Source organism: Geothrix sp. PMB-07 (assembly GCF_030758935.1).
Lineage (GTDB): Bacteria > Acidobacteriota > Holophagae > Holophagales > Holophagaceae > Geothrix.
On record NZ_CP132333.1, the window covers coordinates 3552804 to 3576235 of the forward strand.

Annotated in this window: 26 protein-coding genes and 2 tRNA genes; 8 read left to right on the plus strand and 20 right to left on the minus strand. The window is 65.0% G+C overall.

What is annotated here, in order from left to right; translation table 11 throughout:
* Positions 1–46 precede the first annotated feature (46 nt).
* Genes Q9293_RS15420 through Q9293_RS15430 form a run of 3 tightly spaced genes read left to right on the plus strand, consistent with a single transcriptional unit; the run spans position 47 to position 3995 of the window.
* Positions 47–715, plus strand: coding sequence for a hypothetical protein (locus Q9293_RS15420; protein ID WP_306248083.1), 669 nt, complete (start codon positions 47–49; stop codon positions 713–715).
* Positions 712–1491, plus strand: a complete 780-nt coding sequence (locus Q9293_RS15425) for a 1-acyl-sn-glycerol-3-phosphate acyltransferase (protein ID WP_306248085.1) — start codon at positions 712–714, stop codon at positions 1489–1491. The genes Q9293_RS15420 and Q9293_RS15425 overlap by 4 nt, the downstream gene beginning before the upstream one ends.
* Positions 1485–3995 (plus strand): MMPL family transporter, encoded by a 2511-nt coding sequence (locus tag Q9293_RS15430; RefSeq protein ID WP_306248086.1) that lies wholly within the window; start codon positions 1485–1487, stop codon positions 3993–3995. The genes Q9293_RS15425 and Q9293_RS15430 overlap by 7 nt, the downstream gene beginning before the upstream one ends.
* On the opposite strand, the gene Q9293_RS15435 is transcribed toward Q9293_RS15430, so the two are convergent.
* The 5 genes from Q9293_RS15435 to Q9293_RS15455 form a co-directional block, all read right to left on the minus strand.
* Positions 3941–4393, minus strand: coding sequence for a nitrate reductase cytochrome c-type subunit (locus Q9293_RS15435; RefSeq protein ID WP_306248089.1), 453 nt, complete (start codon positions 4391–4393; stop codon positions 3941–3943). The two genes, Q9293_RS15430 and Q9293_RS15435, sit on opposite strands and share 55 nt — an antisense overlap.
* A gap of 9 nt (positions 4394–4402) precedes the next feature.
* Entirely contained in the window at positions 4403–7144 is a 2742-nt protein-coding gene (napA, locus tag Q9293_RS15440; RefSeq protein ID WP_306248091.1) for a nitrate reductase catalytic subunit NapA, read from the minus strand.
* A 54-nt stretch (positions 7145–7198) separates the two neighbouring features.
* On the minus strand, positions 7199–8689 hold the full coding sequence (locus Q9293_RS15445) for an ammonia-forming cytochrome c nitrite reductase subunit c552 (RefSeq protein ID WP_306248093.1): 1491 nt from the start codon (positions 8687–8689) through the stop codon (positions 7199–7201).
* Positions 8690–8766: 77 nt separating this feature from the next.
* On the minus strand, positions 8767–9264 hold the full coding sequence (nrfH, locus tag Q9293_RS15450) for a cytochrome c nitrite reductase small subunit (RefSeq protein WP_306248095.1): 498 nt from the start codon (positions 9262–9264) through the stop codon (positions 8767–8769).
* A gap of 155 nt (positions 9265–9419) precedes the next feature.
* Complete coding sequence (locus Q9293_RS15455) at positions 9420–10232, minus strand: DUF4097 family beta strand repeat-containing protein (protein ID WP_306248097.1); 813 nt, start codon at positions 10230–10232, stop codon at positions 9420–9422.
* Between the two features lie 102 nt (positions 10233–10334).
* On the opposite strand from Q9293_RS15455, the gene Q9293_RS15460 reads away from it, so the two are divergent.
* Both Q9293_RS15460 and Q9293_RS15465 read left to right on the plus strand, forming a co-directional pair.
* Positions 10335–10595 carry a hypothetical protein gene (locus tag Q9293_RS15460; RefSeq protein WP_306248099.1) on the plus strand — a complete coding sequence of 87 codons (261 nt, stop codon included), beginning with the start codon at positions 10335–10337 and terminating at the stop codon, positions 10593–10595.
* A gap of 13 nt (positions 10596–10608) precedes the next feature.
* A complete protein-coding gene (locus Q9293_RS15465) occupies positions 10609–11133 on the plus strand; it encodes a hypothetical protein (RefSeq protein ID WP_306248101.1) in 525 nt (174 codons plus the stop codon).
* 7 nt (positions 11134–11140) lie between these two features.
* Here the strand turns inward: Q9293_RS15465 and Q9293_RS15470 are convergent, their stop codons facing one another.
* From Q9293_RS15470 to Q9293_RS15495, 6 genes are read right to left on the minus strand one after another with little or no spacing between them, the layout of a single operon-like run.
* Positions 11141–11608 (minus strand): DMT family transporter, encoded by a 468-nt coding sequence (locus tag Q9293_RS15470; RefSeq protein ID WP_306248103.1) that lies wholly within the window; start codon positions 11606–11608, stop codon positions 11141–11143.
* A gap of 38 nt (positions 11609–11646) precedes the next feature.
* Positions 11647–13065, minus strand: coding sequence for a serine/threonine-protein kinase (locus Q9293_RS15475; protein WP_306248105.1), 1419 nt, complete (start codon positions 13063–13065; stop codon positions 11647–11649).
* Positions 13062–13994, minus strand: coding sequence for a GGDEF domain-containing protein (locus Q9293_RS15480; RefSeq protein WP_306248107.1), 933 nt, complete (start codon positions 13992–13994; stop codon positions 13062–13064). The genes Q9293_RS15475 and Q9293_RS15480 overlap by 4 nt, the downstream gene beginning before the upstream one ends.
* A gap of 30 nt (positions 13995–14024) precedes the next feature.
* The gene (locus Q9293_RS15485) at positions 14025–15023 is read right to left on the minus strand and encodes a GGDEF domain-containing protein (protein WP_306248110.1); all 999 of its coding nucleotides are present in this window, start codon (positions 15021–15023) and stop codon (positions 14025–14027) included.
* Positions 15020–15805: a hypothetical protein gene (locus tag Q9293_RS15490; protein ID WP_306248112.1), complete on the minus strand. Its 786-nt coding sequence runs from the start codon at positions 15803–15805 to the stop codon at positions 15020–15022. Before Q9293_RS15490 ends, Q9293_RS15485 begins: the two co-directional genes overlap by 4 nt.
* Positions 15805–16353: a hypothetical protein gene (locus Q9293_RS15495; protein ID WP_306248114.1), complete on the minus strand. Its 549-nt coding sequence runs from the start codon at positions 16351–16353 to the stop codon at positions 15805–15807. The genes Q9293_RS15490 and Q9293_RS15495 overlap by 1 nt, the downstream gene beginning before the upstream one ends.
* Before the next feature lie 94 nt (positions 16354–16447).
* Between Q9293_RS15495 and Q9293_RS15500 the strand changes: the two genes are divergently transcribed.
* Positions 16448–16522 (plus strand) — tRNA-Gln (locus Q9293_RS15500).
* A 17-nt stretch (positions 16523–16539) separates the two neighbouring features.
* Positions 16540–16614 (plus strand) — tRNA-Glu (locus Q9293_RS15505).
* 136 nt (positions 16615–16750) lie between these two features.
* Here the strand turns inward: Q9293_RS15505 and Q9293_RS18735 are convergent.
* The 9 genes from Q9293_RS18735 to Q9293_RS15545 all read right to left on the minus strand — a co-directional run bounded on the left by Q9293_RS18735 (position 16751) and on the right by Q9293_RS15545 (position 22945).
* Positions 16751–17077 carry a helix-turn-helix domain-containing protein gene (locus tag Q9293_RS18735; RefSeq protein WP_372342166.1) on the minus strand — a complete coding sequence of 109 codons (327 nt, stop codon included), beginning with the start codon at positions 17075–17077 and terminating at the stop codon, positions 16751–16753.
* Between the two features lie 2 nt (positions 17078–17079).
* Positions 17080–17289, minus strand: coding sequence for a hypothetical protein (locus Q9293_RS15510; RefSeq protein WP_306248116.1), 210 nt, complete (start codon positions 17287–17289; stop codon positions 17080–17082).
* The gene (locus tag Q9293_RS15515; RefSeq protein ID WP_306248118.1) at positions 17270–17893 is read right to left on the minus strand and encodes a hypothetical protein; all 624 of its coding nucleotides are present in this window, start codon (positions 17891–17893) and stop codon (positions 17270–17272) included. The genes Q9293_RS15510 and Q9293_RS15515 overlap by 20 nt, the downstream gene beginning before the upstream one ends.
* Positions 17890–18210, minus strand: coding sequence for a hypothetical protein (locus tag Q9293_RS15520; RefSeq protein ID WP_306248119.1), 321 nt, complete (start codon positions 18208–18210; stop codon positions 17890–17892). Before Q9293_RS15520 ends, Q9293_RS15515 begins: the two co-directional genes overlap by 4 nt.
* Before the next feature lie 153 nt (positions 18211–18363).
* Entirely contained in the window at positions 18364–20292 is a 1929-nt protein-coding gene (locus tag Q9293_RS15525; protein WP_306248121.1) for a DUF927 domain-containing protein, read from the minus strand.
* Complete coding sequence (locus Q9293_RS15530; protein ID WP_306248123.1) at positions 20289–21356, minus strand: hypothetical protein; 1068 nt, start codon at positions 21354–21356, stop codon at positions 20289–20291. The genes Q9293_RS15525 and Q9293_RS15530 overlap by 4 nt, the downstream gene beginning before the upstream one ends.
* Positions 21353–21625: a hypothetical protein gene (locus Q9293_RS15535; protein ID WP_306248125.1), complete on the minus strand. Its 273-nt coding sequence runs from the start codon at positions 21623–21625 to the stop codon at positions 21353–21355. Before Q9293_RS15535 ends, Q9293_RS15530 begins: the two co-directional genes overlap by 4 nt.
* Positions 21622–21837 carry a helix-turn-helix domain-containing protein gene (locus Q9293_RS15540; RefSeq protein WP_306248128.1) on the minus strand — a complete coding sequence of 72 codons (216 nt, stop codon included), beginning with the start codon at positions 21835–21837 and terminating at the stop codon, positions 21622–21624. Before Q9293_RS15540 ends, Q9293_RS15535 begins: the two co-directional genes overlap by 4 nt.
* Positions 21838–21892: 55 nt before the next feature.
* Positions 21893–22945 carry a hypothetical protein gene (locus Q9293_RS15545; RefSeq protein ID WP_306248130.1) on the minus strand — a complete coding sequence of 351 codons (1053 nt, stop codon included), beginning with the start codon at positions 22943–22945 and terminating at the stop codon, positions 21893–21895.
* A gap of 237 nt (positions 22946–23182) precedes the next feature.
* On the opposite strand from Q9293_RS15545, the gene Q9293_RS15550 reads away from it, so the two are divergent.
* Positions 23183–23368 (plus strand): hypothetical protein, encoded by a 186-nt coding sequence (locus Q9293_RS15550; protein ID WP_306248132.1) that lies wholly within the window; start codon positions 23183–23185, stop codon positions 23366–23368.
* Positions 23369–23432: the final 64 nt, after the last annotated feature.

Sequence of the window (23432 nt, forward strand, 5' to 3'; positions counted from 1 at the left end):
CTGTCACACGCAGCCCCTAGCCTGGGGCGGTCGGACCGGGGGGCATATGATGGGGACCAGTCACCGCATCCAAGTCGTGAAGGTGCGCACCCAGCGCGATGTCCGCGATGCCGCGCGCGTGCTGGAGGACGTCTTCCAGCGGGAGAAGGGCTGGATTCAATCCGCGGAGCATCAGATCCCCACGGACATCGCCCAGAATCCCAAGGTGTCCTGGTTCCTGGCCCGGGCCGGGGGCCTTCCCGTGGGCTTATTGCGATTGGTGTATGACCCGGCGCTGGAACTTCCGCCGGAGTGCCTTCCCACCTTCGAGGCCGGTGTGGACTTGCAGGCCATGGCCGCCTCGGGTCGCTTCGTGGAAATCGGGCGCTTCATGATCCGCCAGGAGTACCGGCGGGATGTCACCATCGCCCTGCGCCTCATGCGGAAGGCCGCGCGTGAAGTGGTGGAGCGGGACTACACCCACTTCCTCACCGATGTCTTCGAGAACGAGCCCAACAGCCCCTTCCATTTCCACACACGCATCCTGGGTTTCGAGGTGGTGGGCCGCCACGTCCACGGTGAGCTCCACTGCAACTACACGCGCATCATCCTCGTCCTGAACATTCTCAAGGCCTACAAGAAGTTCAGGCAGAGCAAGAGTGCCGTTTACGCCACCATCACCCGCGGCTTCCGGCGGCTCATGAACCGGAAGCTGGCGCTCATGGGCGAGGCGTGAAGCCGCTGGATGCCAAGGACTGCTGGGCCCCCCGTCCTCTGGAAACCCTGCGACGGCCACTCGGCTTCCTGCCAGCCGCGGACCGATGGCTGCTGCGGGCCCTTTTGTGGCTGCTGGGCCCCCTCGTCCGGGTAGAGGCCCCAACGGCCTTGGCCACGCCCGGGCCTGTGATCTTCGCCTTCACGCATTCCACGTTTTTCGAGACCCTCTTCGCCGCCCTGGTGCTCTGCTTCCACCGCCAGGAGCGGGTGGCCTTCCTGGTGGATTGGATGTACGGCCGCCTGCCCGGATTCCGTTGGCTGGTGGCCAAGGTGGATCCCATCTACGTCTGGAACAAGCGTTCCCAGTTTGGCTGGATCAACCGCCACAAGGGCGCCAGGCCACCGCGTACGGCCTGGGAGGAGGCGGCGGAGCGGCTGGCTCTGGGCCGTGCCCTGGCCATTTTCCCCGAAGGGAAGGCCCATCGGGATCCGCAGCAGTTGCGGAAGGGGCGCAGGGGCCTGGGCCACATGGCCCTGACGGCTGCCGCCGTGGTGGTGCCCGTGGGCATCGATTTTCCGCTGCGGCGGACCAAAGGCCGCATTCCCCGTGTCGGACGCCTGCTTTTCCGGGTGGGCCTCCCCATGGCCTTCCCGGCTGAATCCAGCGCCTACCGGTCCTCACAGGATCCCCGCCACCAGGCGCAGCTGGCGGATTCCGCCACCCACGGGGTGATGCTTGAGCTGGCCAGGTTGTCGGGCCGCGCGTATCCCTACCCAGCCATCCACCCATGCTGAAGGGGCTGCTTCGGCATCTGCTGCGGCTGCACCTCCGGCATCCCCGCCCAGTGGCAGGCTGCCTCCTGGCTCTGACGTTGGGGCTGGGCTGGGGGGCCTTCCGGGTGGAGCGGCGCCTGGATATCCGCGGCCTGTTTCCCCAGGATTCGCCGGTGGTGCAGAACAGCCTCCGTGCGGGCGTGGGAAGCGAGGAGTTGGTGTGGCTGGCCGCCGAAGGATCACCCCAGGATCTGGAGACGCGGAAGAAATGGCTGGAGCAGTTGGCGGACCGGCTCTGCACCGAGCAGGTGCCACTGAACGGGCTCACACCAGAGGGCCGCCTGGCCGAAGCGGTGAGCGTCCCCGGACCCGAAGGCGCGGCACTTTGGCCTCCGCTGCTGGCTGCCGGTGCCTTGGCCGCAGGCGATGAGGACCTCCTGAAGGCCCTCGGGCAACGGGCCTACCGCTTGGCGCCTCTGGTGCTGGGGCACCGGCTGGACCCCCTGCTGGAACCCGAAGCCGCCTCCAAAGCCCTGACGCGTTCAGTGGAGGACTTGCGGGGGCTGGATCCGGTCCAGGCCCGCCTCGCCATCCTGGATCCCCTGCGCTTGAGAGAGGGCCTCGACCGACGGCCCTACCAGAAGGCGGCGTCCTCCATGGCCGGGTTCCCCTTCCGCCTGGGCGGCAGCAGCACCCTTGTCTCACGGGACGGGCGTTGGGCCCTGCTGCCCCTGGTGCTGCGATTCCCCACCGATCATGCGAAGGGAACCACCCGCGTGGTGGCCTGGCTGGCCCAGGGCGCCCAGGGCCCGCTGCCCGAGCAGGCTTCCCTCGCCGCCATGAAAGCGGCGCTGGCGCCCGATGGAACGCGGCCCTTCGCCCTGCAGGTGACCGGCGCCCACCCCATCGCCGCCTATGAAAGCAGCCACCTGACGCGGGAAATCGGTCGAAGCCTCGTTCTCTCTTTCCTGCTCATCGGGCTGGTCTATGCCCTTGGGTTCCGCACCCTCTCGGGTTATGGGTTCATCCTCGTGCCCTTGCTGGCGGGCATTCTTTGGGGTCTGGGCATCCTCGGTTTGCTCCTGGGCCGCCTGAACCTCCTCGTCGCGGTGTTTGGCGTGGTGCTCCTGGGAGTGGGCGACGACATCGGCATCCTGCTCTTCAGCCGCTACCTGGAGACGCGCGAAGCCGGACGAACCAAGGCCTCGGCGCTGAAGGCCATGCTGGTGGGCACGGGCCCCGGTGTGCTGGCAGGAGGACTGACCCTCTCCGCGGCCTTCCTCGCCTTTGCCGCCGCCCCCCTGCCCGCCCTACGTGAAGTGGGGCTCACCATCGGGTTGGGCTTCCTGACGTGCCTGGCCGCCAGCTTTCTCGTGATGCCCTCCCTCTTGCTGGCTTTCGACCGCGGGGACCGGCGGCCCAGGCGGTGCGGCGCCCCACGCGCACCGCGGCCCCAGGGCCCGCACTGGCGCCCCTGGGTGGCCGCGGGCCTGGTCGCGCTGGCCATGGCCGGGGCGGCACACCTGCGTTGGGAGCAGGATCTGCGGGCGTTCAGGCGGAATGAGAACCCTGCCATGGCGCTGCAGGAGCGCCTCGGCCAGGCCGTAGGGACGGGACTTCAGGCCCTCGCCCTGCACATCGATCTGGTGCCCCCCGGTGCTCTGCCGGGTACCTGGAACCGCGCGGCGAAAGCCCTTCAGCGCGAAGGCCTCCCCTTTCCAGACTGGCAGCCCTCCCATCCGACAGAGCGGCCCGCACAACTGGAGCGTCTTCTGCCCCAGGCCGTGGCCCTCGGTCTGGATGAAGCCTTTCTCCGGTCGCGCATTGAGGCCCTGACCCTGGGCACGGCGGATCCGGCCGGTGCCCTGGCCACCTTCGCCGCCCGGGGCTCCCATGCCCTGCAGATCCCCCTGCGGCTTGATGAGGCGGCCCAGGAGCGCGTGCAAAACCAGCTTGTGGGAAGCCAGGCCATGCTGGTGGGCACACGCCCTCTGGCCCAGGCCCTGAAGGCGCTGGCCAAGCAGGGCCTCACCCGCGCCATCGTTGCGGCCATCCTGGCCATGGCCTTCATGCTGGCGGCCTTCGGGCGCGATCTTCGCTTTGGCCTCCTGGCCCTGGTGCCCATCCTGGCCAGTGTGGTGGGCGCCCTCGGCGCGATGGGTCTCGCCGGGGTGCCCCTTGGCTTCCTGTCTTTGTGTGCGCTGCCCATCGCCATGGCCGTGAGTGTGGATCTGACCATGAACCTGCTGCACCGGGCCCGCCTGGAGCCCCTGTCTGTCACCGGCCTGGGCCGAGTCAACGCCGTATGCGCGGGCACAACCCTGGCGGGTTTCGGCGGATTTCTCTTCAGCGGCCACGGGGGTCTGCGAGGCCTGGGCCTCGCCGCGGCAGGCGGCACCGCCCTGGCCCTGCTGACAATCCAGTGGCTGCTCCCCCCGTTGCTGGAAAGGTGGCCCCTCGCGCGTCAGGGTCAGGGACGGAAACGGTTGGCCACGAGAGAGGGCGCGTCGGTCCGGGCCACGTGACAGAGGGTGCAGACCATTCGGGAACCCGCCACCTGCTTGGCCTTGTGTTCGGGATCGCGGCGCAGGTCCAGGTAGTGGCTGGCGGGAATCGGCGTGGGCTCGCCCTTTTTCTTGGGGCCGGAAACCGCGTGGCAATCCACGCAGAGATTGGAACTCCGGGTGATGGGGAGGCTGTCGGCGATGCCATGGGGAATGACCGGGGGCGTCTCCGCGTTGATGCGCTTCGGGGCCTTCTTCACGCCGGGCTCGGAGGCCTCGTCCTGGTACCTCGGGGGCGCGAGCACCTCGAACACCGAGCCCTTGGCAAGGCCCAGGTCCCGATCGCGAAGGGGTTTGGCCGGGGAATCCGCCAGCAGCAGGGCCGTGGCGCAAGAGAGCAGCAGGAGGGCGCGGCGCATGGAAACTCCCTAGACAACCTTGGCAATGCGGACGGCGCACTTCTTGAAATCCGTCTCCTTGGAGATGGGACAGGTGGCATCGAGGGTCACCTTGTTGATGAACACGCCTTCGTCGAACCAGGGCACGTAGACGAGGCCCCGGGGCACGCGGTTGCGGCCGCCCACGGTGACCCGGGCCTGAATCTTCCCGCGCCGCGATTCGATCCAGGCGAGGTCGCCCACTTTGAGGCCTCGCTGCTCCGCATCCTTGGCGTGCATGTAGAGCAGCGCCTCGGGCACCGCCGCGTGGAGCTGGGGCACCCGGCGCGTCATGGAGCCGGAGTGCCAGTGTTCCAGCACCCGGCCCGTGCAGAGCCACAGGTCGTAGGTGCCGTTGGGCGATTCCGGCGGCTCCTGCCAGGGCCGGAAGAAGATCTTCGCTTTTCCCGCAAGGGCCACGGGATCTCCCGGCTTCGCGCCGTCCAGATCGCCCATGGGCAGCTTCTTCATGACCTTGCCGTAGAAGTCGATGCCCGCGCCCTTCTTCGCGTAGGGGTCGTACTGATCGTTGAAGCGCCAGAGGGTTTCCTTGCCATCCACCACCGGCCAGCGCAAGCCGGCGACATCGCGCTTGAAATAGAGGTCGAAGGGCGCGAGGTCGTGCCCGTGCCCTAGGCCGAAGCGGCGGTATTCCTCGAACAGCGCCTTCTCGGGGAACCAGGTGATGCCCGCATGAACCACGGTGGAATTGGGTTTGCCGAAGGCCACGGGATCGGGCCAGGCCACCTTCTTGGCGGCTGGCGTGGCGAAGAGCACTTCGTAGAGGGTGGTGTCGGGCTTGTGGCCCAGGGCTTCCGCCGCGGGCAGCACGTTGGGCAGCTTGCCTTTCTCGTAGCCCTCGGCCTCCAGCCCTGGCAGCGTCTGCTCACCCCACACTTCGGCCAGGGTGAAGCGCTTGGAGAACTCCATCATCTGCCACAGGTCTGAGCGGGCCTCGCCGGGCGGCAGCACCACCTGGCGCCAGAGCTGGGTGCGCCGCTCGGCGTTGCCGTAGCCGCCCCACTTCTCGTAGATCATGGCCGAGGGCAGGATGAGGTCGGCCACCTTCGAGGACAGGGTCGGATAGACATCCGAGACGACGATGAAAGTGTCGAGCTTGCGCGCCGCCTCGATCCAATGGTTGGCGTTGGCCGTGGATTGGAAGGGGTTGGTGACCTGGATCCACAGCCAGCGGACTTTGCCGTCTTCCAGATCGCGCATCATCTGCGTGATGTGGCTGCCCACCTTGGGATTCAGGGTGTTGGGGGGCAGGTTCCAGATGCCCTCGGCGATCTTGCGATGGCCCGCATCATCCACGCTCATGTCCGCGGGCAGGCGGTGCGCGAAGGTGCCCACCTCGCGGGCCGTGCCGCAGGCGGAGGGCTGGCCCGTGAGGGAGAAGGCGCCGGCGCCGGGGCGGGCCTGCTTGCCCGTGAGCAGGTGCAGCATGTAGGCCTGCTCGTTCACCCAGGTGCCCCGCGTGTGCTGGTTGAAGCCCATGGTCCAGTAGGAGACCTGCTTGCGGCCTGGGTTCGCATACTCGTCCGCCAGCTGCACCAGCTTGGCCTTGAAGGCCTCCAGGGGCTCGTCGGGATCGCCCTTGGCCAGGGCCGCGACGAAGTCGAGGGTGTAGGGCTCCAGGCCCTTCTGGAAATCCTCGAAGGAGATGAGCCAGTGCTTCTGGGCGCTGCCCGAGGCGGTCTGGGCGCGCTCGTGCCGAGCTTCGGGGTCCAACCCGCGGGCGATGGCCTCCTCCCGGGTGAGCACCACCGTCTTCTGCCGGGCCTGGGTGTCCTTCTCGGCCGCGTAGGCCTTGAGGGAATCCTCCCGCAGGCCGAAGCCGATGTCCGCGGGCCCTGCCGCGAAGACGCAATGCTTCGCCACGAAATCCTTGTCCACGGCGCCGCGCTTCACCACCTCCCGGGCCAGGTAGTTCCAGATGGCCAGATCGGTGTTGGGCTTGAAGACGATCTCGAGATCCGCGCCCTCGGAGGTGGCGTTGGCGTAGGTGGTGAGGTTGATGATGCGGTAGGCAGGCCGCCGCAGCCGCTCGTCGATGATGCGGGCCCAAAGCATGGGATGCATCTCGGCCATGTTGGCGCCCCAGGTCACCACGGTGTCGGTCAGCTCGATGTCGTCGAAGCAGCCTGCGGGTTCATCGGCGCCGAAGGTCTGCATGAAGGCCGTCACCGCCGAGGCCATGCAGTGGCGGGCATTGGGATCGAGGTTGTTGGAGCGCCACCCGGCCTTCACCAGCTTCACGGCGGCGTAGCCTTCCATGATGGTGTACTGGCCCGAGCCCATGACGGCCAGGCCGGTGGGACCGAGCGCCTTGTGGGCCTTGGACCACTGCGCCTTCATGACGTCAAAGGCCTCCTGCCAGGACACCTCCTCGAAGTCACCCTGCTTGTCGAACTGGCCGTTCTTCTTGCGCAGGAGGGGGCGCTTCAGGCGGTCCTCGCCGTAGAGGATCTGGGCGCAGGCGTAGCCCTTGGCGCAGAGCAGTCCCCGGTTCACGGGATTGGCGATATCGCCCTTCACGGCCACCACGCGGCCTTCTTTCGAGGCCACGCGGATGCCGCAGCCGGTACCGCAGAAACGGCAGACGCTCCGCTCCCAGTTCCAGCCCTTGGCCTCGGCGGGGAGCGCTTCCAGGGGAAGCCCGCCCGCGCCGATGGCCGCAGTGGTGAAGCCGGCCTTGAGAAAAGTCCGCCTGTTGAGGGTCAGGGACATGTCGGCCACCTGGGTCTTTCTTGAGGCTGTGTCTTTCTTGAAGCTGGCTCGGGGCTACTTCTTGGCCACCTTGGGGGCGCCGAGGTCACGCAAGGCCACCTGGCCCTGACGCGCGTAGTCGATGGCCTCGCCGAGGATGCGGGCGGCCTCCTGGGGCGCATGGAAGCCCATGGAGTTTTCGGCGTTCACGAAATCCGTGCGCCACTGGGCCTTGCGCTGCAGCTCATAGATGGGCGCCAGCTTGGTGTCATCCAGCCCGGCCTTCTTCGCGGCCTCGATATTGTTGATGAGATCCACCACGGCATCCTCGGCGCGATCCATGAGGGCCTTGGTGCGGTCCTGGATGGCCACGACGCGGGCCTTCAGCTCCTCTTCGGGGAAGCGGTGGCAGGTCTGGCAGGCGCGGGAGACGTCCAGCAGCGGGCTGCGCACCTGGTGATCGCTGATCTTGATGGCGCCTTCGCGCTTGTAGGGCATGTGGCAGTCGGCGCAGGAGACGCCGGAGCGGGCGTGGACACCCTGGCTCCACATCTCGAACTCGGGGTGCTGGGCCTTGAGCACTTCGGCGCCGGTCTTGGCGTGCTTCCAATCGAAGAAGCGATGGCCATCGGGGAACTTGTAGCCATCGTAATAGGCTTCGATCTGCTCAACTTTCAGGCCGTTGTTCCAGGGGAAGAACAGGGTGGTCTTGGGCCCGCAGTAGTACTCCACATGGCACTGGCCGCACACCATGGAGCGCAGCTCCTGGCGGGAGGCGTCATGGTTGGCGTCATAGGGCGTGGCCTTGTCGCCCTTGCGCCACTTCTCGATGGAGGGCAGGTGCGGCACAGGTTCGGCGCTGTTGGCCAGGGCGGCGATGCCGCGGATGAAGCCGGGCTTGGTGACGCGAAGGGCCATGTTCTTGGGATCGTGACAGTCGATGCAGGCCACGGGATGCTTCACGAGCTTGGTGGCTTCGGCGTAGGGCAGCTTGCAGATGTCCTCGAACCCCTTCATGAGCTGGCTCTGGGCGTTGGGGCTGGTGAAATCTTCATTCAGGGTTCCGGGCACCCCGGCCTTCAGGCCGGCCTCGCGGTAGGCCACGGTGTTGGAGGCATGGCAGTGCATGCAGGCGCCGGTCTGGGGCTTGGTGGTCACGCGCTTGGTGGTGCGCTGGTCATCCAGCATGTAGGCATGGCCGCGGCGCTGGTTGAAGTCGATGGCGAAGGCGTAGCCATCGAAGATGGTCACCAAACGGGGATCCTCCTTGATGCGGCTGGTGGGCAGGCCTTCGCTGCCGGCGCCGCCGTACTTGGTGCTGTAGCGATCGGCGGTGCGCTGGTAGGCGTCGAACTGCCGGGGGAAGTTCTTGCCCCAGATGGCCGGATCGACCGTCTTCTCATCGAGGTCCACCAGCTTGAAGCTGGTCTGCCGGGCCTCGGCCTTGCGATTGGAGATGTTGGCGTAGAGGCTCATCACCAGCACCGTGGCCACGGCCGCGCCCACGGCCAGCAGCCCCATGCGGGCCCAGGGGCGGGAGAAGAAGGGGGTGGGTTGGTCGGTCATCGGAGGGATCCTCCCGCGTGGGTGGCACGCATCATCGGGTTGAAGGTCAGAAGTGAAGCGTCATTCGGGTGAAGGGGTTATCTCGTGGGCCCGTGGCCGACGCCCTGGTGGCAGCGGACGCAGCCGTAGAGGTCGGCTTTCTGGGTGGGATCCGTGGGCACGCCCAGGGTGCCGTGGGCAGTGATTTCGTCGGTCAGCTCACCATGGCAGCGCAGGCAGTTGGCCTCCAGCACCTTGGCGTTGCCGGGCTTGATGCGGATGGGTTCGGCGAAATCCTGAAGGGTGAAGGCCTTGGAGTGGTGGTAGCCATTGCTGGCCTTCACGAAGAACTTGCTCACCACGTTGTCGTGGGGCAGGTGACAGTCGTTGCAGGTGGCCACCGCGTGATGGGACCCATGCCGCCAGCCGTCGTAATCCTCGCGCATGATGTGGCAGTTCACGCACACAGCGGGATCGTTGGACAGGTACGAGGTGCCGTGGGCCGACACGAAGGTGTAGGCCCCAGATCCCAGGAACACGCCCAGGAACACACTGGCGGCCAGGCTGAAGAAGATCAATCGGCGCTTTCCGCTCACAGGGGCATCCATTCGGGGAGCCCAGCATCGACCGGGCACCTGGAAAGGGTAATTCGGAATTAGGACTCGTCAATCCTGAAATTACTTGACCCATCTGTGGGCAAAGCAAAGGGGGTCGGCTTTGCCGACCCCCTTTGAATCGATCCTAACGCCTCTCAATCCAGGGTGATGGCCCCATTCACCGTTTCAATCTCGATGCCCTGGTCGCTGCCAGGGAAGACGGCGGTCACGCGGTGTTTCTTCACTTCCACCTGTTCGGCCCCCTTGGCGTTGAAGGAGATGCCGCCGTTCACCGTGTTGGCTCGGAGGCGGCCCTTGATCCCCCCCAGCTGCAGATGAATGGAACCGTTCACGGTCTCGGCCTTGATGCCCTTGCCCTGCCCATCCAGGCCCCAGCCATGGATGGCCCCATTGACCGTCTGCAGAGAGAGGGCGCCCTTCACTTGCTCGATATTGATGCCCCCATTCACGGTCTCGGCCTTGAGGGAATCCACCAGGCCAGCGGCGCGGATGCCGCCGTTCACCGTGGTCACCTCCGCCTTGCCCTGGGTGCCGCTCACGGACACCTCGCCGTTCACCGTCTCCAGGTTGGAGGTCACGCGCCGCGGCACCTTCAGGGTCATCTGACACTGGGGGCCCGAATACCGGCCCCAGCCCGTGTGCTTGGGATATTCACCGCGAATCTCCAGGGAGCCCTTGGAGGCCTCCACCACCACCTTCACCTGCTCATCCTCGCTGCTGGGCTTGAACTCACCCGTGAACTGCACTTCCTCTCGGTCCCAGGCTTCCACTTTGATGAAGCCATTGACGTTCTTCACCTTGAGGTTCGATCCCGAAGCCAGCGTCAGGGTGCGGGTCTCGGTGGTCTTTTCCGCCTTGGCGGGCTGGATCACCTGGGACTGGGCCATCAGCGAGCCGCAGATCAGGAGGGCGGCCACGGCCGCGGAGAAAGGATGGGCGAGGGACATGGAAGCCTCCTGGGATGTCAGAGATCGTGCGGGGGATACGAAGCTTGTCGGAGGAGCGTTTAGCGGCCCGGAAATCCGTATACTGGCCCTGCCGGAGCCCCCATGTCCCAGACCATCGACCACCCTGAACTCAGCGCCGCCGAATGGGCCTTCATCAAGAACCTGCGGGCCCTGCCCGACGAGGCTCTGCGCGGCCGCGTCCACGCCTCGCTGAACGAACTGATCTACTTCTTCCAGAATCCCAAGTGCCAGGGCATCGGCGTTGAAGGCTTCCCCTGCGGCGATCCCCGCTCCTCCTGCGAGGACTGCCACCAGATCTGGGACATGCTCGACAAAGTGGCGGCGCGAACCAAGAAGGGCTGATTCCGGAGGACCCATGAACCCGGATCGCCTGGTGAAGATCCTGTTCGTGGATGAGGATGAATCTGTCTGGATCCGGGCCGGGGCTTTCTTTCGTCATCAGCTGAATCTGGTGGGAGGCGAGGCCCAGCTGCACTTCCGCGCACAGCTACCAGGCCGTGCCGCCGGTTTCGACATGGTGTCGCTGGAAGGCCGGAACCTCATTCCCATGCTGCTGGACCGCCCCGGCCTGCAGGCCGATCTCCGTCAGACCGCCATTCTCAACCTGCATGCCGACGCACCCGGGCCCACCTTCAGCCAGCTCCGCCGACTCCTGGGGCGCTGCAACCATGGCCTCCGCGGCGATGGTCTCTGGGTGTTCCCCCAATCCTGGATGGCCCCCTGGTTTCAGGAGGCCCTGGAATTCCCCGAGTTGGACTTGCGGTTGACCGCGCCACCACCGCGCCCCGTGCCCCTGGCAGTGCCAGCTCGCCCCTGGGAGCGTCACTCGGCCCAGATCATCCAGGGGCTCGCACACCTGCGCTTGGCCCTGGCGCCCTAAGAGGAGTTCAGCCCTTCACGATCCAGCGATCGCCGAAGTTCACGAGGCTGGCCCCGACCAGCAGCAGGATGGCTCCCAGCAGGCGCACCCAGGAGATCTCCCGGACGGGCAGGCCCAGCAGACCGAAGCGGTCGAAGGCCAGGGAGGACACCACCTGCCCCGCGATGATCAGCGAAATCATGGCCGCGAGGCCGATGCGCGGCGCCAGAAGGGTGGAGCCGAACACGAAGAACGCGCCCATGACGCCGCCCAGCCATTGCCACCAGGCGATGCGTGGCAGGCCCGTCAGCGACGCGAAGGGCTGCCCTGTGGCGAGGCTGAAACCCGCCAGAAAGACCGTACCCACGGCGAAGGAGATCAATGCGGCCAACAGAGAGCCGCTGCCCAGGGCATCCCGCAGCGCACTGTTCACCGCCGACTGCAACGGAATGACCAAGCCAATGCCAAAGGCCATGAGCAGCAGGAGCGGGACCATCCATTCACCTCGGGGCAAGTGCCGATGGTAGTCCCAGCTTAGAGAGATTCCCATAGGCTCCGCGCCTGACCGCTGGCATCGGCCGTGGCCGCTTTGGCCCGCGCCCGCAGGCCTTCCGGCAGGCTGCGACAGGCCTCCAGGGATTGCAGGCGGAAGGGTGGCGTGAGCCGGGGCCACTCCACCACCAGGGCCCGCACCCAAGCCTCGTCGCCCAAGGCCGCGCGGGCAGTCCAGCGCCAGGGAGCACCCAGGCCCGCTTCAGACAGGGCTGCCCGGGCGGACTCCAGCTGGCCCGTGCGCAGGGCCACGTCTGCTGCGGCCTCGGCCGCCTCGCGCTGGGCGAACGGATCGGACAGCAGGCCCAAAAGGGGTTGCAGGGCCTCGGCTCCGCCCACCTTGCCCAGGGCCCGGGCCAGCGCGAAGCGCGCCCCCTCCGGCGCCCGCGCCAAGGCCGCTTCCAGCCAGGGGCCATCGCCAGGGCGCACACCGCACACCAGCCCCTCCGCCGCGGCCCGGCGGGCTCCCACGGGCCCCGTACCCAGCGCATCGAGGTACGGCCCGAGGCGGTTCTCCACGCCTTCCTCCCGCCGTGGCCCGGCCACCGTAGCCTGTTCCCGGTCGCGGGCTGCGAACCCCGGCAGAGGCTCCTCACCCCAGCCCACGGCTTCGGCGCTATCCAACCAAGTGGACAGCTCATGTCCAAACGTGTTCATGTCCGCCATGCGCTTGGCGGGGTCGGGCTGCAACGCGCGCATGATGATGCCCGCCAATCGCGGCGGGAAACCTGGGCGCACCGCTGCCGGGGGCAATTGCACCTGCGCGTAGGGCTGTCCCGTGGTGAACTCAAAGAGGATGGCGCCCAGGGCGTAAACATCGCAGCGGCCATCCACTCGGCGGGGATCGCCGTGCTGTTCGGGGGCCATGTACCCCAGAGTGCCCACCACCATCTGGCTGCGGGTGGCGCGCGTCCGGCCCTCCTCCCCTTCCCAGAAGCAGACGCCGAAATCCGTCACCTTGAGGTGGCCATCTCCCGCGAAAAGCATGTTGGATGGCTTCAGGTCCCGATGCACCACGCCCGCCGCGTGAGCCACCGCCAGGGCCCCGCACACCGGTACCAGGCGACGCACCAGGGCCGCGGGCGCTTCGCCCCGGCAATCCTTCAGGCTGCCGCCCGGAAGCAGTTCCATGATCAGGTAGGGCCAGGCGCCACTGGTGCCAAACGAGTGGATCTCCACCAGGCTGGGGTGGGAGAGGCGCGTGAGCACGTCACCTTCCCGCAGGAAGCGGCGCACCAGGTCCGCGTCGCGGTGGACCTCGGGGCGCAGCAGCTTTACGGCGCTCTGGACGCCGGGGCGGAAACGGTCCTCGCCGCGAAAGACCAGGGCCATGCCGCCTTCACCCAGGGGTTCCAGCAACCGCACGCTCCCGATCTGGGCCGGTGGCCTCAGGCCGCTCATGGTGCCGGCTGCGCGCGATCGCGCCCCCCGGCCTTGGCCCCGTAGAGAGCCGCATCGGCCCGGGCCAAAAGGCCCCCGCCATCGCTGTCCCCAGGCTTGAGCTCGGCCACACCGAGGCTGCAGGTGAGCTTGAGGCTTTGCCCATCCTCCAGCACCAGCCTGTGCTCGGTGAGAGCATGGCGCAGGCCCTCGGCAGCGACGAGGGCCTGCGCCGCTGACGATTCCGGCAGCAGGATGAGGAACTCATCGCCACCCAGGCGACCCACGGAGTCGGATCCTCGCAGCCGATGCCGAAGCAAGGCCCCGAAGGCTTCCAGGGCCTGGTCCCCCGCCCGGTGGCCGTGGGAATCGTTCACCTGCTTGAAATGATCCAGGTCCGCCAGGATCACCGACAGGGGCCGCTGATGGCGCCGGGCCAGCCCCACATGGGATTCCAGCTGCTGCAGCACCGTGGTTCGGTTTCCCACTCCGGTGAGCGGATCCAGCGTGGTGCGGGTCGCCATATCCTGGTGGTACCGGCGCTCCAGGGCATCCATGTGCTTCAACTTGAAGGCATGCCCAGCAACCCGCAGCACATCTTCGGCCCGAAGCCGAAAGGGGCCCGGATCCGCAAAAACCCTGCGGCCATTCACGAACAGGCCGTTGGTGGAATGGAGGTCGCGCAGTTCGACGGCATCCAGCGTCGAAGCGATTTCCAAGCGTGCGTGACGACGACTCACCTCGGGTTCGGGCAGGCAGAGTGCGTTCTCAGGCGACCGGCCCACGGTCAGGCCCTCGGCGGGCACGGGGATGTACTGCCCCATGGGCTGGCCCACGTAGCGGATCAGCGCCCACTGCCGCGCATCCACGTCTCCGAGGAGTTCCGCCTCTTCCGGCGAAGCGGCCGGGTCCCACACGGGAAGGTCGGGAGGCGTATGGTCGAAGGGCATCCCGGAAAGTCTAGCGGAGAAACGACTTCCCTACCCTTCGCAGACCTGGTTCCGTCCACCGGCTTTGGCCCGGTACAAGGCCGCATCGGCCCGGGCCAGCAACTGCCCGGCCTCCAGATCCGAAGCGGTGCGCTCGGCAATGCCCAGGCTGCAACTGATGTTCAGGGGGCCCGAGGCCAGGGGAATCGGCGTGCTGGCGATGATCCTCCGCAACCGTTCCGCGAAGGGACGCGCGCCGACCAGATCCGTTTCCGGCAACACCATGAGGAACTCTTCGCCCCCGATGCGCCCAGCCAAGTCCGCTTCGCGCAGCGTGGTCAGCAACCTCTCTCCAAAGGCACGGAGCACAACGTCCCCGGCGCCGTGGCCGAAGGTGTCATTCACCTGCTTGAAGTGGTCCAGATCGCACACCACCACAGAAAGAGGCCGACCGTAGCGGAGGCTCAATCCAAATCGGTTTTGGAACTCGGCCAGGGAACTGCCTCGGTTGGCCAGGCCCGTGAGGGCATCCTTGGTGCTGAGGTCGAGCAGCGTTTCGTGAAAGGCCCGCTCCAGAGAATCGAGGCAGACCACCTTCAGCACATGACCGCCCATGGAAAGACGGTCGCCTGCCTTCAGCTCCAAGGGGCCACGCACCGCTTCCCCGTTCACTCGGGTGCCGTTGGTGGAGCCCAGATCCTCCAGCTGGATCCGATTCTCCTCCACGCGGACCTGCGCGTGGTGGCGGCTCACTTCGCCATCCAGAAGCGTCACGCCCGCATCCGGTGCCCGGCCGATGATCACCGTTCCCGTCGATAGCGGAAAGACGCGTCCCAGGGCGGCTCCGGCGTAGGCCACCAGGGCCCACTCCGGAGGGGCCTGATGAAGTTCCCCTTCAGCTTTGGAGCGCACCACCGTCGCCATTTCGGGAAACCCCGGCAGTGTCTCCAGGGGCACAGGCTTGGCTTCAGGCCCAGGCGCTGCTCCTGCCGCGGGCTTGGGCCGGGACATGCCCCCGGGCTTGGCGTCTGCCGATGGCTTCCGGGTCACGGATCCTCCACGAAACAACTGATCAGGCCACCGTTGTCCTTCCGGCGGGCCAGGATGAACGGGGCGCGCGGCGCCTTGAGCGCCGAGGGTTCCAGCCGCACCAGCAGCCGCCCTTTCGCGGGATCGTGCCGCAGATCCGCCACGCCTTTGCGGGGCACGCGGAACAGCCCGAGCACTTCGAGATTTCTCACATTCTCGCCCGTACCCCGCACCAGCTGCAGGCTGTAGCGCATCCACAGTCCCTTGGGCAGGCCTTGGATGTCCTCGCCCCGGATGGGCACGGCCAGCGAGAGCATGACCTGCATGCCGAACCGGGTGCCCACGGTCCCGAGGCCAGGCGCCAGCTGACGAAGGTTGGGGCGGGCGATGCCTTCCTGCCAGCGCCGCGAGATCGGCCTGGCCGGCGGCTCCAGGCGGCCCAGCACTTCCGCCTTGCGCGGCAGGGGCGGAACCGCCATGCGCGCGGCGGAGCCGCCTTCAAGCGGCGTCATGCGGATCACCTCAGCCTCGGCGCCCCACCGGGCCCATCCCGATTCCGCCTGCAGGTGCGCCTCGAAGGGCTCCAGGGTGCGTCCCTCCACCGCTTCGCGCAGCAGGCGCATCTCCTGGCAGGCCGTGGCGGGAGGTTCCAGGCCCTCGCAGCCCACCGCCGCCAGGGCCACCGAAGCATGGCTGCGGAGCTGAAAGGGCTCGGCCGCCACTTCCACCACCTTCAGCCCGGAGAACGCCTGGCGCAGCGTTTCCGCGGCGTCCGCCATGGCGTTCTTCACTTTGCCGAACATCAGGCTTCCTTCACCACGAGGCTCTGCAGGGCCGCCGTCACGCGCTCCAGAGGCTCCGTCAGATCCATGTGGTAGCCCGCTTCCAGCAGTTTCACCACGGCCTGCTCCTGGGCCGTGGCATCCACCGAAGCCGCGAAGATCACCCGCAGCGGCGCGGCGCCTTCCGCCAGCTGGAGCAGCAGTTCCCGGGGCCCGACGCGGAAGGCCTCGCCCACCTTGCCGAGGGGCGCCTCCTGGCTTTTCTGCACCGCCAGCACCGGGTATTTCGCGTCGCCGGACCAGCCCCCTGCCAACTCCGTCGCACTGAGGATGAACAGGTCCGGCGGCGTCTTCAGCTCTTTCAGCAGCGTCTTCTGGATCACCTCCTCTTTGAGATGCGGCTCCAGCGATTTCCCGTAGAGGATGCTCTGCAGGCGGGTGGGCGTGATGGGCTCGGTGTAGCGGAAATCCAGGGGGATGCCCGAGGTATCCGTCACCAGCAGGCCGCCCAGGTAGCTCGCGCCCTCCTTCACCGCCATGAAATAGGCCAACTTGATGGATTCCGCCATGAAAGCACCTCTGCCCAGAAAGGCTACTCCCCCCATCGGCGGAAGCACCCCTTGCCTTTTGCCCCGTGCGTGGTACAGTGGATCTTCCACTCATTGGGGAGTGGTCTAATGGTAGGACAACGGTTTCTGGTACCGTCAGGTGAGGGTTCAAATCCTTCCTCCCCAACCATTCACAACTTGTTCAGTGGTCCCATCGTATAGCGGTTAGTACACCGCCCTCTCACGGCGGGAACAGGGGTTCGATTCCCCTTGGGACTACCAACAAAGAGCCTAGAGAAATCTAGGCTCTTCTTGTTTTTAAGCGGCATTGGCGATCCCGGATTTTGCCCCGTGTCCAAACGGTGTCCAAAACCTGTTCCCGGATCCCCATGTTCCACGATGCACGCGGGCGCACTCATCACGGCTCGCTATGCCGCCCTTGCCGCCTTCCGTGCCTTCGCCTCATCTCAGCACAGGCATAGGCGATCAAGACTTCATTCATGCCCGTGAGCCACGCTTGCTCCGAAGGCGGCTCATCCCGGATTTGTTCGGAAAACTCGGCTCTGAGCAGCTCGATTGCCGCGTGTTTGATCGTCTTCACCTGCGCCGATAGCCGCTCTGAAATGGTGCTCTTCGCTATCCCCAGTCTCCGGGCCAAGGCAGAAGTGCTCATCCCAAGACAGAGGCAATAGCACACGGCCTCCCATTCTTCCTGGCTCAACTTGGAGGGCCTGCCCCGCCGCATCCTCACCCCTTCAAGACTTCCTTCTGTTCCCTCAAGAGCCTCCCCAGTTCCCGGAGCAGCTCACGGGCATTGCTGCGGCCCTTGAAGGCATTGCGGGATGAAGCCGCCTTGCCCGCTTCCGTCTTCGGCCCCGTGGATCGCTCCCAGGGCTTCCATCGGCGAATGGCTTCTGCCTGCTTCGCCTTACGCTCTTCAGTCCACCCGCTCAGCATCCTGAGCCTCCATTAGTTCGTTCCGCACCTCTTCAACTTTCCCCGCGGGCGCGGACATTGTTCCGTTGTTCACCTGCTGGGGCCCGTTTGCGATATTGGCTTGCCGAGCGAAGATCACGGGCGGGTTCTTCACGGCGGCGAGGGTTTCCAGCGTGGCGCGGCACTGGCTCTGCGCTCTGAGGGCCAGGCGAAGGTAGGAATCCACGGCGCTCGGATAATGGCCGATGTTCATTGCGGCCCGTGAAGCGAGGGTCTGAAAGATAGCCTGGAGCGAGTGTGCCTGCCCAATCAACATCGCCTCACATTCCTTCAGGTCCCCGCCTTGCACCCGCCCAATGGATTTACTCAAGCCAGTGACAAGCGAACCAAGATCAACCTCCCCGGTAGAAAAATCAGGAGTAAAGGTCTTCACGGTGAGGGCGGAGCTGATACACGGGTTGATGGCAAATTCGGCCAAAGCATCAGCGCTGGCCTGTTCTTCAGGGTTCTTCTTTACCGGGAAACACACCGAGGCTTTGAAGCTGGAATTCACAGCGGAACTCTTCTTCACCACCCCCGCGGGCTTCTTCTTCGTGGCTGGTTTCTTCTTCGGATTGGCGCTCATGCGGCCTCCGTCTGTGTACGCGTGATCAGCCCCGCCCGCAGTTCGGCCTCCATGCGGCTCAAGCCCCCTTCAAATTCCAAGACCGCGGCCCGCTCTTCCCTAATGTCCGCGGCCTCCTCGGGATCAACCGCGGCGCACAGGGCCTCCAGGGCTTCGTCCTCGACCAGGTGAATCAATTCCGCCTTGAAGATCAGGGCCCGGGCCAAGTCTTCGGGCCGGAGCTGGGAGGGGGCATGCCAGAACAGGCGCCCCTCTTCGGCAAAGAAAAACACCCTCTGAAGCCCCATGGATGCATGGAATTCACGTGCTTCATCCATAGTGCGCCCCAGAGTCTAGGGGGAGGGGTGTTTCAGAAAGTGGGAAAAATGGGAAAAGTGGGATTCGGTTAGGAATGGCGCGGGTTTCCATTGCCCGGATTGCCAGGGGCGCCCGGGACTGAGATGGGAAAACGGGAAAAAACGGGAACCGGTTCATGCCACCTCCCCAAAGACTCCGCCCTGCCCTTCCTCTTCCGGCCAAAGAGCCGAGGTGTGCAGAGCGATGCCCCGTTGGAACATGCCCCGCCCCGGCGCCTTCTTCGTGAGCCGCTGGGCATCCTCTGTTTCGATCAAGCCCCGCTCACGGAGCCGCTTCCATAGGGTTGCTTTGGACACGGGCAGGGGTTCCCCTTCCTGCCCCGCGAAGGCTTGCACCTCGGCATAACAGGCGCTCGGCTCCAAATAGAGCAGGCCATGGGCGGCATCCTCCCAGCCGATGCACCGGCCCTTCTGTGTCATCTCAAAACCTTCCGATCTTCCCGACACCTTCACCCATCCCAGGCGCTCGGAGTGCTCCGGTTCCAGGGCTTCGGTTCCCTCCAGGTGTGCCCGGCCACTCAGGAACAGGGCGCGGAGCACCTCGATAAACCGGCGAACGGGATCGGAAGCGGCCTGGGCTTCTGCCTGGGCCTCTGCCACTGCCCCAAGGGCGGCACCGAATCGGGCCTGGAGTACCCCGGCCTCCGCGGGCGTGATGGCTCCGGCTTCCTGGGCAAAGCGAAGGAAGTGCTCCCCTCCGGCGAAGAGCTGCACCGCTTGATCCGTGGTGCGCTTGTGTGTGGCCTGGAATGCCCCGCGGAGGGATGCCAGGCGCTCCCCCAGCACCGCGGGCATGGATGCCATGTGAGGGGCAAGCCACCGCACATAACCGGCCATGGCGGCGGCGAGCTGCCCCGCCTTTGCCTGGGCTTGCAGATTTGTCACCCTTTCCCACTTGATCGAATTCGGTTCAGTCTCCAGGATCAGCACGCGGGCGCGGATTGAATGCCCCGCGGGCAAGTCTTCACCCGATGAAACCACCAAGCCCCGCGGCGTGCGCGAAGGGCGGAGGGTTGCCGAATCGTTGCACCGATCCCGGCTCGATCCGTTCCCCACGCTTCGGAAGATATGGGCCATGGTGCCTTGCAGGCGGGCTTGATCCTGTTTCGAGCCATCGGGGGCGAAGTCATCAATGCAGAGCACCGCATCCTTGGCGGCGAAGGTGAGCACCTCAAGAGCTGTCTTCGTGCTCTGCCAGTTCCCCGGTATGGATTGATGATCGAATGCGGCGCCCCAATGGGCTTGGGCGAGGCTTTGAAGCACGCTCTTGCCGTTGCCTGTGCGGCCTGCCAAGTGAAGGCCAAAGGGCGAAGGGCCAAGCGGTGCACGGTAGCAACTGAGGAAGAGGGGCACCGTCACCGCATCCGGGGCCAGAGCGAGCAAGCCCATAGATGCCCGGATGGCTTCCCGCAGTGCCTCACCTTCCGGCGGATCGGGCAGGGTGAAGGCTTGCAGCTTCCCCCCTGGATCAACCTCGATCCCAGTCACCACCCCTTCAGCGCCGATGGCTCCGCCGGTGTGCAGGTAAAGCCAGCGATCCTCGATCTGCCTCCATCCTACATGGGCGAAAACCACCCGGCGGGCAGGCGTTCCACTCAATACCTGGAGGGCGGCGCGAAGATGATCCTTGGTGCCATTCCCGGCATTCACCACGGCACGGGCGCCCCAATGGGCAATGATCCAGTTCAGGCCCCCGAATTGCGCCGATGGCACGTCAATTCGCTCCAGGGCACCCCCGGAGGCGAGCCGCCCTTCAAGGCTGAAATAGGTTTGCTTTTCGGCCCCATCATCCTTCACCAGCTCCCCAACGATGGACGCGGCAAAATTGCAAAGCGGGATGAACACAGGCCCGGAGTCAGTCTGTTTCCGCTGGCAGATCCGGCCTCCGTTCTCCATATAGGGCGAGGGCATGAAAGCGGGGGCCTCATCTTCCGGCACATTCACCCGCGGCTTGGGGCGTGGATTGGTGAAACTTCCCTCTGGAGGTGCGGAGGATTCACCGCCCGGCACAGGCGGGGCGTGGCGTTTCTGGCGGCGGCTCATGGGCGCCCCCAAACCAGCTCGATCAAGTCTTGAAGGCCCAGGTGTGCATGGTGCGAGTGCGAGCAATGGAAGGAAGGCCACTGCCCCGGCGTCTGAATAATCACGGCGCTATCGTCGTCCATCCCGCCTGAATGCTCCTGAGCCAGGGGGCAGGAACATCGCCAGCGTGTGCCGCTCTTGAAGGCCCGCGGCGCACCGGCCCGAATGCCCTTCGCCGTGAGCAGGGAAACCAGATCCAGGGCGCGGAAATCCACCGGGCGGCCTCCCACGCGATAGGGCTTCCACCATCCGTCCCCGGCGTCTTTACGGGCCTTCCGTTCGGCCTGAATGTCAGCTTGCCACGGGGCCACGGGCAGAGGCGGCACTGCTGCGGGCGTGATTCGGGCCAGCGGGATTGCGAGGTGCTCCCCTTGGGTTTCACCTCTGCGAATTGTTCCGGGATCAGGGGCACCGGGCAGGAAGTTTAAACGGGCAGTATCCCGAAGCACCGGCATATCCACCCCGCGGCGAATGACCCCAAAGCCCAGGCGATTGATGGCCCATTCCGAGGCGGCCTCCCACAGCTCCGCGGGCACGGGATGGGCGAGGGGCACAAGCACCCGGAATTTGGGCCACGCGGGGCGGTTGCTCCAGGTGCTCCAGGTGTAGGAATCCACCCCCGCATCCCAAAGGGCCTCTTGCACCTCTTCAAATGTCACCGGCTCCGGGATCATCACCTTTCGCAGCTTGGGGCGATTGCTCGCCATGCCGGTGCGTGGATCGGGCCAGAATTCGCCGGTAGGCTCTTCCTCTGAATTGTCGAAATCGAAGAGCAGCAAGCCCAGCTCCAGGGCGTTCTCTCTTCCTCGCTTGGCGCCTGCCTTGAAGCGAGTGCCACTGATAGCCGGAAGGCTCTTCTTGGCCTCATCCCCTTCCGTGCCACGTCGCGGGGTGTTCGCCGCCTCCAGGCGCTCGCGGAGATGGAGCCAGGTTCCCGTGAAGAGGCGCGGCGAATTGTCCCGGGCCCCGTTGAAGAATGAACATTTGAGGCACCCCGCGGCACCGCCCCGCTTTTCGGTATTCATGCGGCACCCTGCCCTTGATAGACCACAGCATCGGCGAGCCAATACCGCAGCTCTTCAGGGTGAAAGAACACGCCGAAGTCACCTCCGTCCGGGGCTTCCGCCCAGTATCTCGGAGCACCGGCACGGCATAGGGCCTCCAGTTCATCCGACTCAAGGGCGAAGTGCTCAAGGGTGGAAGCAAGGCCCATCAACGCACCCGGATCGAAGCCCCTGATTCGGAGCCTCGCCCAATCGACATCATGAACAAGCATGCAACCAAGCCCGCTCATGCCGCGCCCCCAAGACGGGCGAGGAAGGCTTCACATTCCTTCACGGGCACCACGGTTCGGCGGCCGATCTTCACCGCGCCGAGCTGGCCCTCACGGATCAGGCGGAAGGCGAGGGACCTGCCAATGCCGAGGGCCCGGGCGGCGTCCTCCACAGAGTAGGAAACCGCAGCCACTACGGGCGCGGCCTTGGGTTGGGGTGTCGGGGTGCGCATGTATCCTCCATGGGCCTCTTAGGGCTTATTTGGAGGTTCGATCGGCGCTAATGGCCTAAACAGGCCTAGTTTTTCGATCGGTTTGGGCCACCTTCCGAACGGCCTTCCGGCCCTTATCCTTCGAAGGCCTTCCGTCCATCATTTTCATCATCTCTTTGCCGTGTTCCGCCACCATGACGGCCTGCACCATCTTGAGGACTACTGTTTGCGACTCGCATCCATGGGTATTTGCGAATTCATTACAGGCCTGAGCCAGCTGATCTTCCGGCGAACCATGAAGGCGTGAGCCAAAGGACTCCCGCCCTCCTTTACCTGTGGCATTCCCCAGATGATCGGCGTTGGCCGCTGCCAATTCTGCGAGGGCCTCTAGTCTGACTATCCAAGGGCCCCCGAGGCTCCACTCATAGTCGTGCATTCCATCATCGTCGTTAGCACGATCGGGATCGTAAGGGATAACCCAAGGAAGATTGAAAGCTTCTGCATCTTCGAGAAGGCCTGGTGAAGGTGTAAAAGATAAATCAACCAAACTATCTTTAGATTGTTCTCTAAAAAGATCGCCAAATTCTCGCAATTCTTGCCATTCTGCGATATTAACGGTTCCACTTAGCGGAGCACCATTTGCATCCGTGGGGTCTTTGACGCCCGATCTTGCAACGGGGTATCTATTTCTCGAAAGTATTTCTCTTGCCCCTTCCCTTACTTCCAGCAGTGCAATTGCTAGATTGTATGCCTTTTCCATGATGTTTTGTAAATCAGCTCTAGCTTCCTTAGAGCGTTCTATTTTTCGAATACTGCGTTTAGTGTCGTGATATTTGAAACGACAACGCGACAAGAATAAATTAAGCTCATCAAATTCAATCCCTTTAAAACTAGGCAATAGCTCACACGCCGTTTTAGTTAATTGGTTTTTTGCTGCATTTTCCTTAATCTCATATCTCGCATAATCGTCATCTGTTGAGATAACATCAGCCCCCGATGCGATGCCTTCTTTAATACTTTCAACATCCTCTGGACCGCACATAATTAGACCGAGATCGTTTCTTCGTTTCCACCTGAGTTCCAGAGCAATTTTCAGCAAATTTCGGAGCGTTTTAAGATCCTGAGCCATGCGCGCCCCCACGATGCACCCCCGCAAGGTGGCGCGGCATCCAGAGCGGGGGCCTGGAGTTCGGGAGCTACCCGAGCCGTGCCGAAGTCAGTCTAGGGCGTGAGTTTCAGCCTGCCCAGTTCAGTCATATGGCGCATTGCTTCTTCCGGGGTTCAGGTGCGACCCTTCGGTTCTTCGTCACATCCTAATCGGATTCGAGCTGCGAGTAATTCTGTCCTGGGAGACTAGACGCACCCCATGCGCATCTCCTACTTCATCCCTGATGACCCAAAACGGTCCAAGGTGCTGGCACTGGCAGAGGAACGCCGCCTGCCAGCGCGGCAGGACGGCCAGTGGGTTGTATTCGATGCGGTGAATGATGCTGAACCACTTCAAGCGATGCTGAAGGCTGCCGGGGTTCCAGTTTCTGGTCGGACTCATTGAATTTCACTGTGTCAGGTTGGCCTGTCCCCTCCAAATAGAGCCAAGCTAAATGTTAAGGTCCACT

Excerpts from the sequence above, each read along its gene's own strand:
- Q9293_RS15420 (WP_306248083.1), top strand. The coding sequence starts at position 47 with ATGATGGGGACCAGTCACCGCATCCAAGTCGTGAAGGTGCGCACCCAG.
- Q9293_RS15430 (WP_306248086.1), top strand. The coding sequence starts at position 1,485 with ATGCTGAAGGGGCTGCTTCGGCATCTGCTGCGGCTGCACCTCCGGCAT.
- Q9293_RS15435 (WP_306248089.1), bottom strand. The coding sequence starts at position 4,393 with ATGCGCCGCGCCCTCCTGCTGCTCTCTTGCGCCACGGCCCTGCTGCTG.
- napA (WP_306248091.1), bottom strand. The coding sequence starts at position 7,144 with ATGTCCCTGACCCTCAACAGGCGGACTTTTCTCAAGGCCGGCTTCACC.
- Q9293_RS15445 (WP_306248093.1), bottom strand. The coding sequence starts at position 8,689 with ATGACCGACCAACCCACCCCCTTCTTCTCCCGCCCCTGGGCCCGCATG.
- Q9293_RS15455 (WP_306248097.1), bottom strand. The coding sequence starts at position 10,232 with ATGTCCCTCGCCCATCCTTTCTCCGCGGCCGTGGCCGCCCTCCTGATC.
- Q9293_RS15460 (WP_306248099.1), top strand. The coding sequence starts at position 10,335 with ATGTCCCAGACCATCGACCACCCTGAACTCAGCGCCGCCGAATGGGCC.
- Q9293_RS15465 (WP_306248101.1), top strand. The coding sequence starts at position 10,609 with ATGAACCCGGATCGCCTGGTGAAGATCCTGTTCGTGGATGAGGATGAA.
- Q9293_RS15470 (WP_306248103.1), bottom strand. The coding sequence starts at position 11,608 with ATGGTCCCGCTCCTGCTGCTCATGGCCTTTGGCATTGGCTTGGTCATT.
- Q9293_RS15475 (WP_306248105.1), bottom strand. The coding sequence starts at position 13,065 with ATGAGCGGCCTGAGGCCACCGGCCCAGATCGGGAGCGTGCGGTTGCTG.
- Q9293_RS15480 (WP_306248107.1), bottom strand. The coding sequence starts at position 13,994 with ATGCCCTTCGACCATACGCCTCCCGACCTTCCCGTGTGGGACCCGGCC.
- Q9293_RS15490 (WP_306248112.1), bottom strand. The coding sequence starts at position 15,805 with ATGTTCGGCAAAGTGAAGAACGCCATGGCGGACGCCGCGGAAACGCTG.
- Q9293_RS15495 (WP_306248114.1), bottom strand. The coding sequence starts at position 16,353 with ATGGCGGAATCCATCAAGTTGGCCTATTTCATGGCGGTGAAGGAGGGC.
- Q9293_RS18735 (WP_372342166.1), bottom strand. The coding sequence starts at position 17,077 with ATGCGGCGGGGCAGGCCCTCCAAGTTGAGCCAGGAAGAATGGGAGGCC.
- Q9293_RS15510 (WP_306248116.1), bottom strand. The coding sequence starts at position 17,289 with ATGCTGAGCGGGTGGACTGAAGAGCGTAAGGCGAAGCAGGCAGAAGCC.
- Q9293_RS15515 (WP_306248118.1), bottom strand. The coding sequence starts at position 17,893 with ATGAGCGCCAATCCGAAGAAGAAACCAGCCACGAAGAAGAAGCCCGCG.
- Q9293_RS15520 (WP_306248119.1), bottom strand. The coding sequence starts at position 18,210 with ATGGATGAAGCACGTGAATTCCATGCATCCATGGGGCTTCAGAGGGTG.
- Q9293_RS15525 (WP_306248121.1), bottom strand. The coding sequence starts at position 20,292 with ATGAGCCGCCGCCAGAAACGCCACGCCCCGCCTGTGCCGGGCGGTGAA.
- Q9293_RS15530 (WP_306248123.1), bottom strand. The coding sequence starts at position 21,356 with ATGAATACCGAAAAGCGGGGCGGTGCCGCGGGGTGCCTCAAATGTTCA.
- Q9293_RS15535 (WP_306248125.1), bottom strand. The coding sequence starts at position 21,625 with ATGAGCGGGCTTGGTTGCATGCTTGTTCATGATGTCGATTGGGCGAGG.
- Q9293_RS15540 (WP_306248128.1), bottom strand. The coding sequence starts at position 21,837 with ATGCGCACCCCGACACCCCAACCCAAGGCCGCGCCCGTAGTGGCTGCG.
- Q9293_RS15545 (WP_306248130.1), bottom strand. The coding sequence starts at position 22,945 with ATGGCTCAGGATCTTAAAACGCTCCGAAATTTGCTGAAAATTGCTCTG.
- Q9293_RS15550 (WP_306248132.1), top strand. The coding sequence starts at position 23,183 with ATGCGCATCTCCTACTTCATCCCTGATGACCCAAAACGGTCCAAGGTG.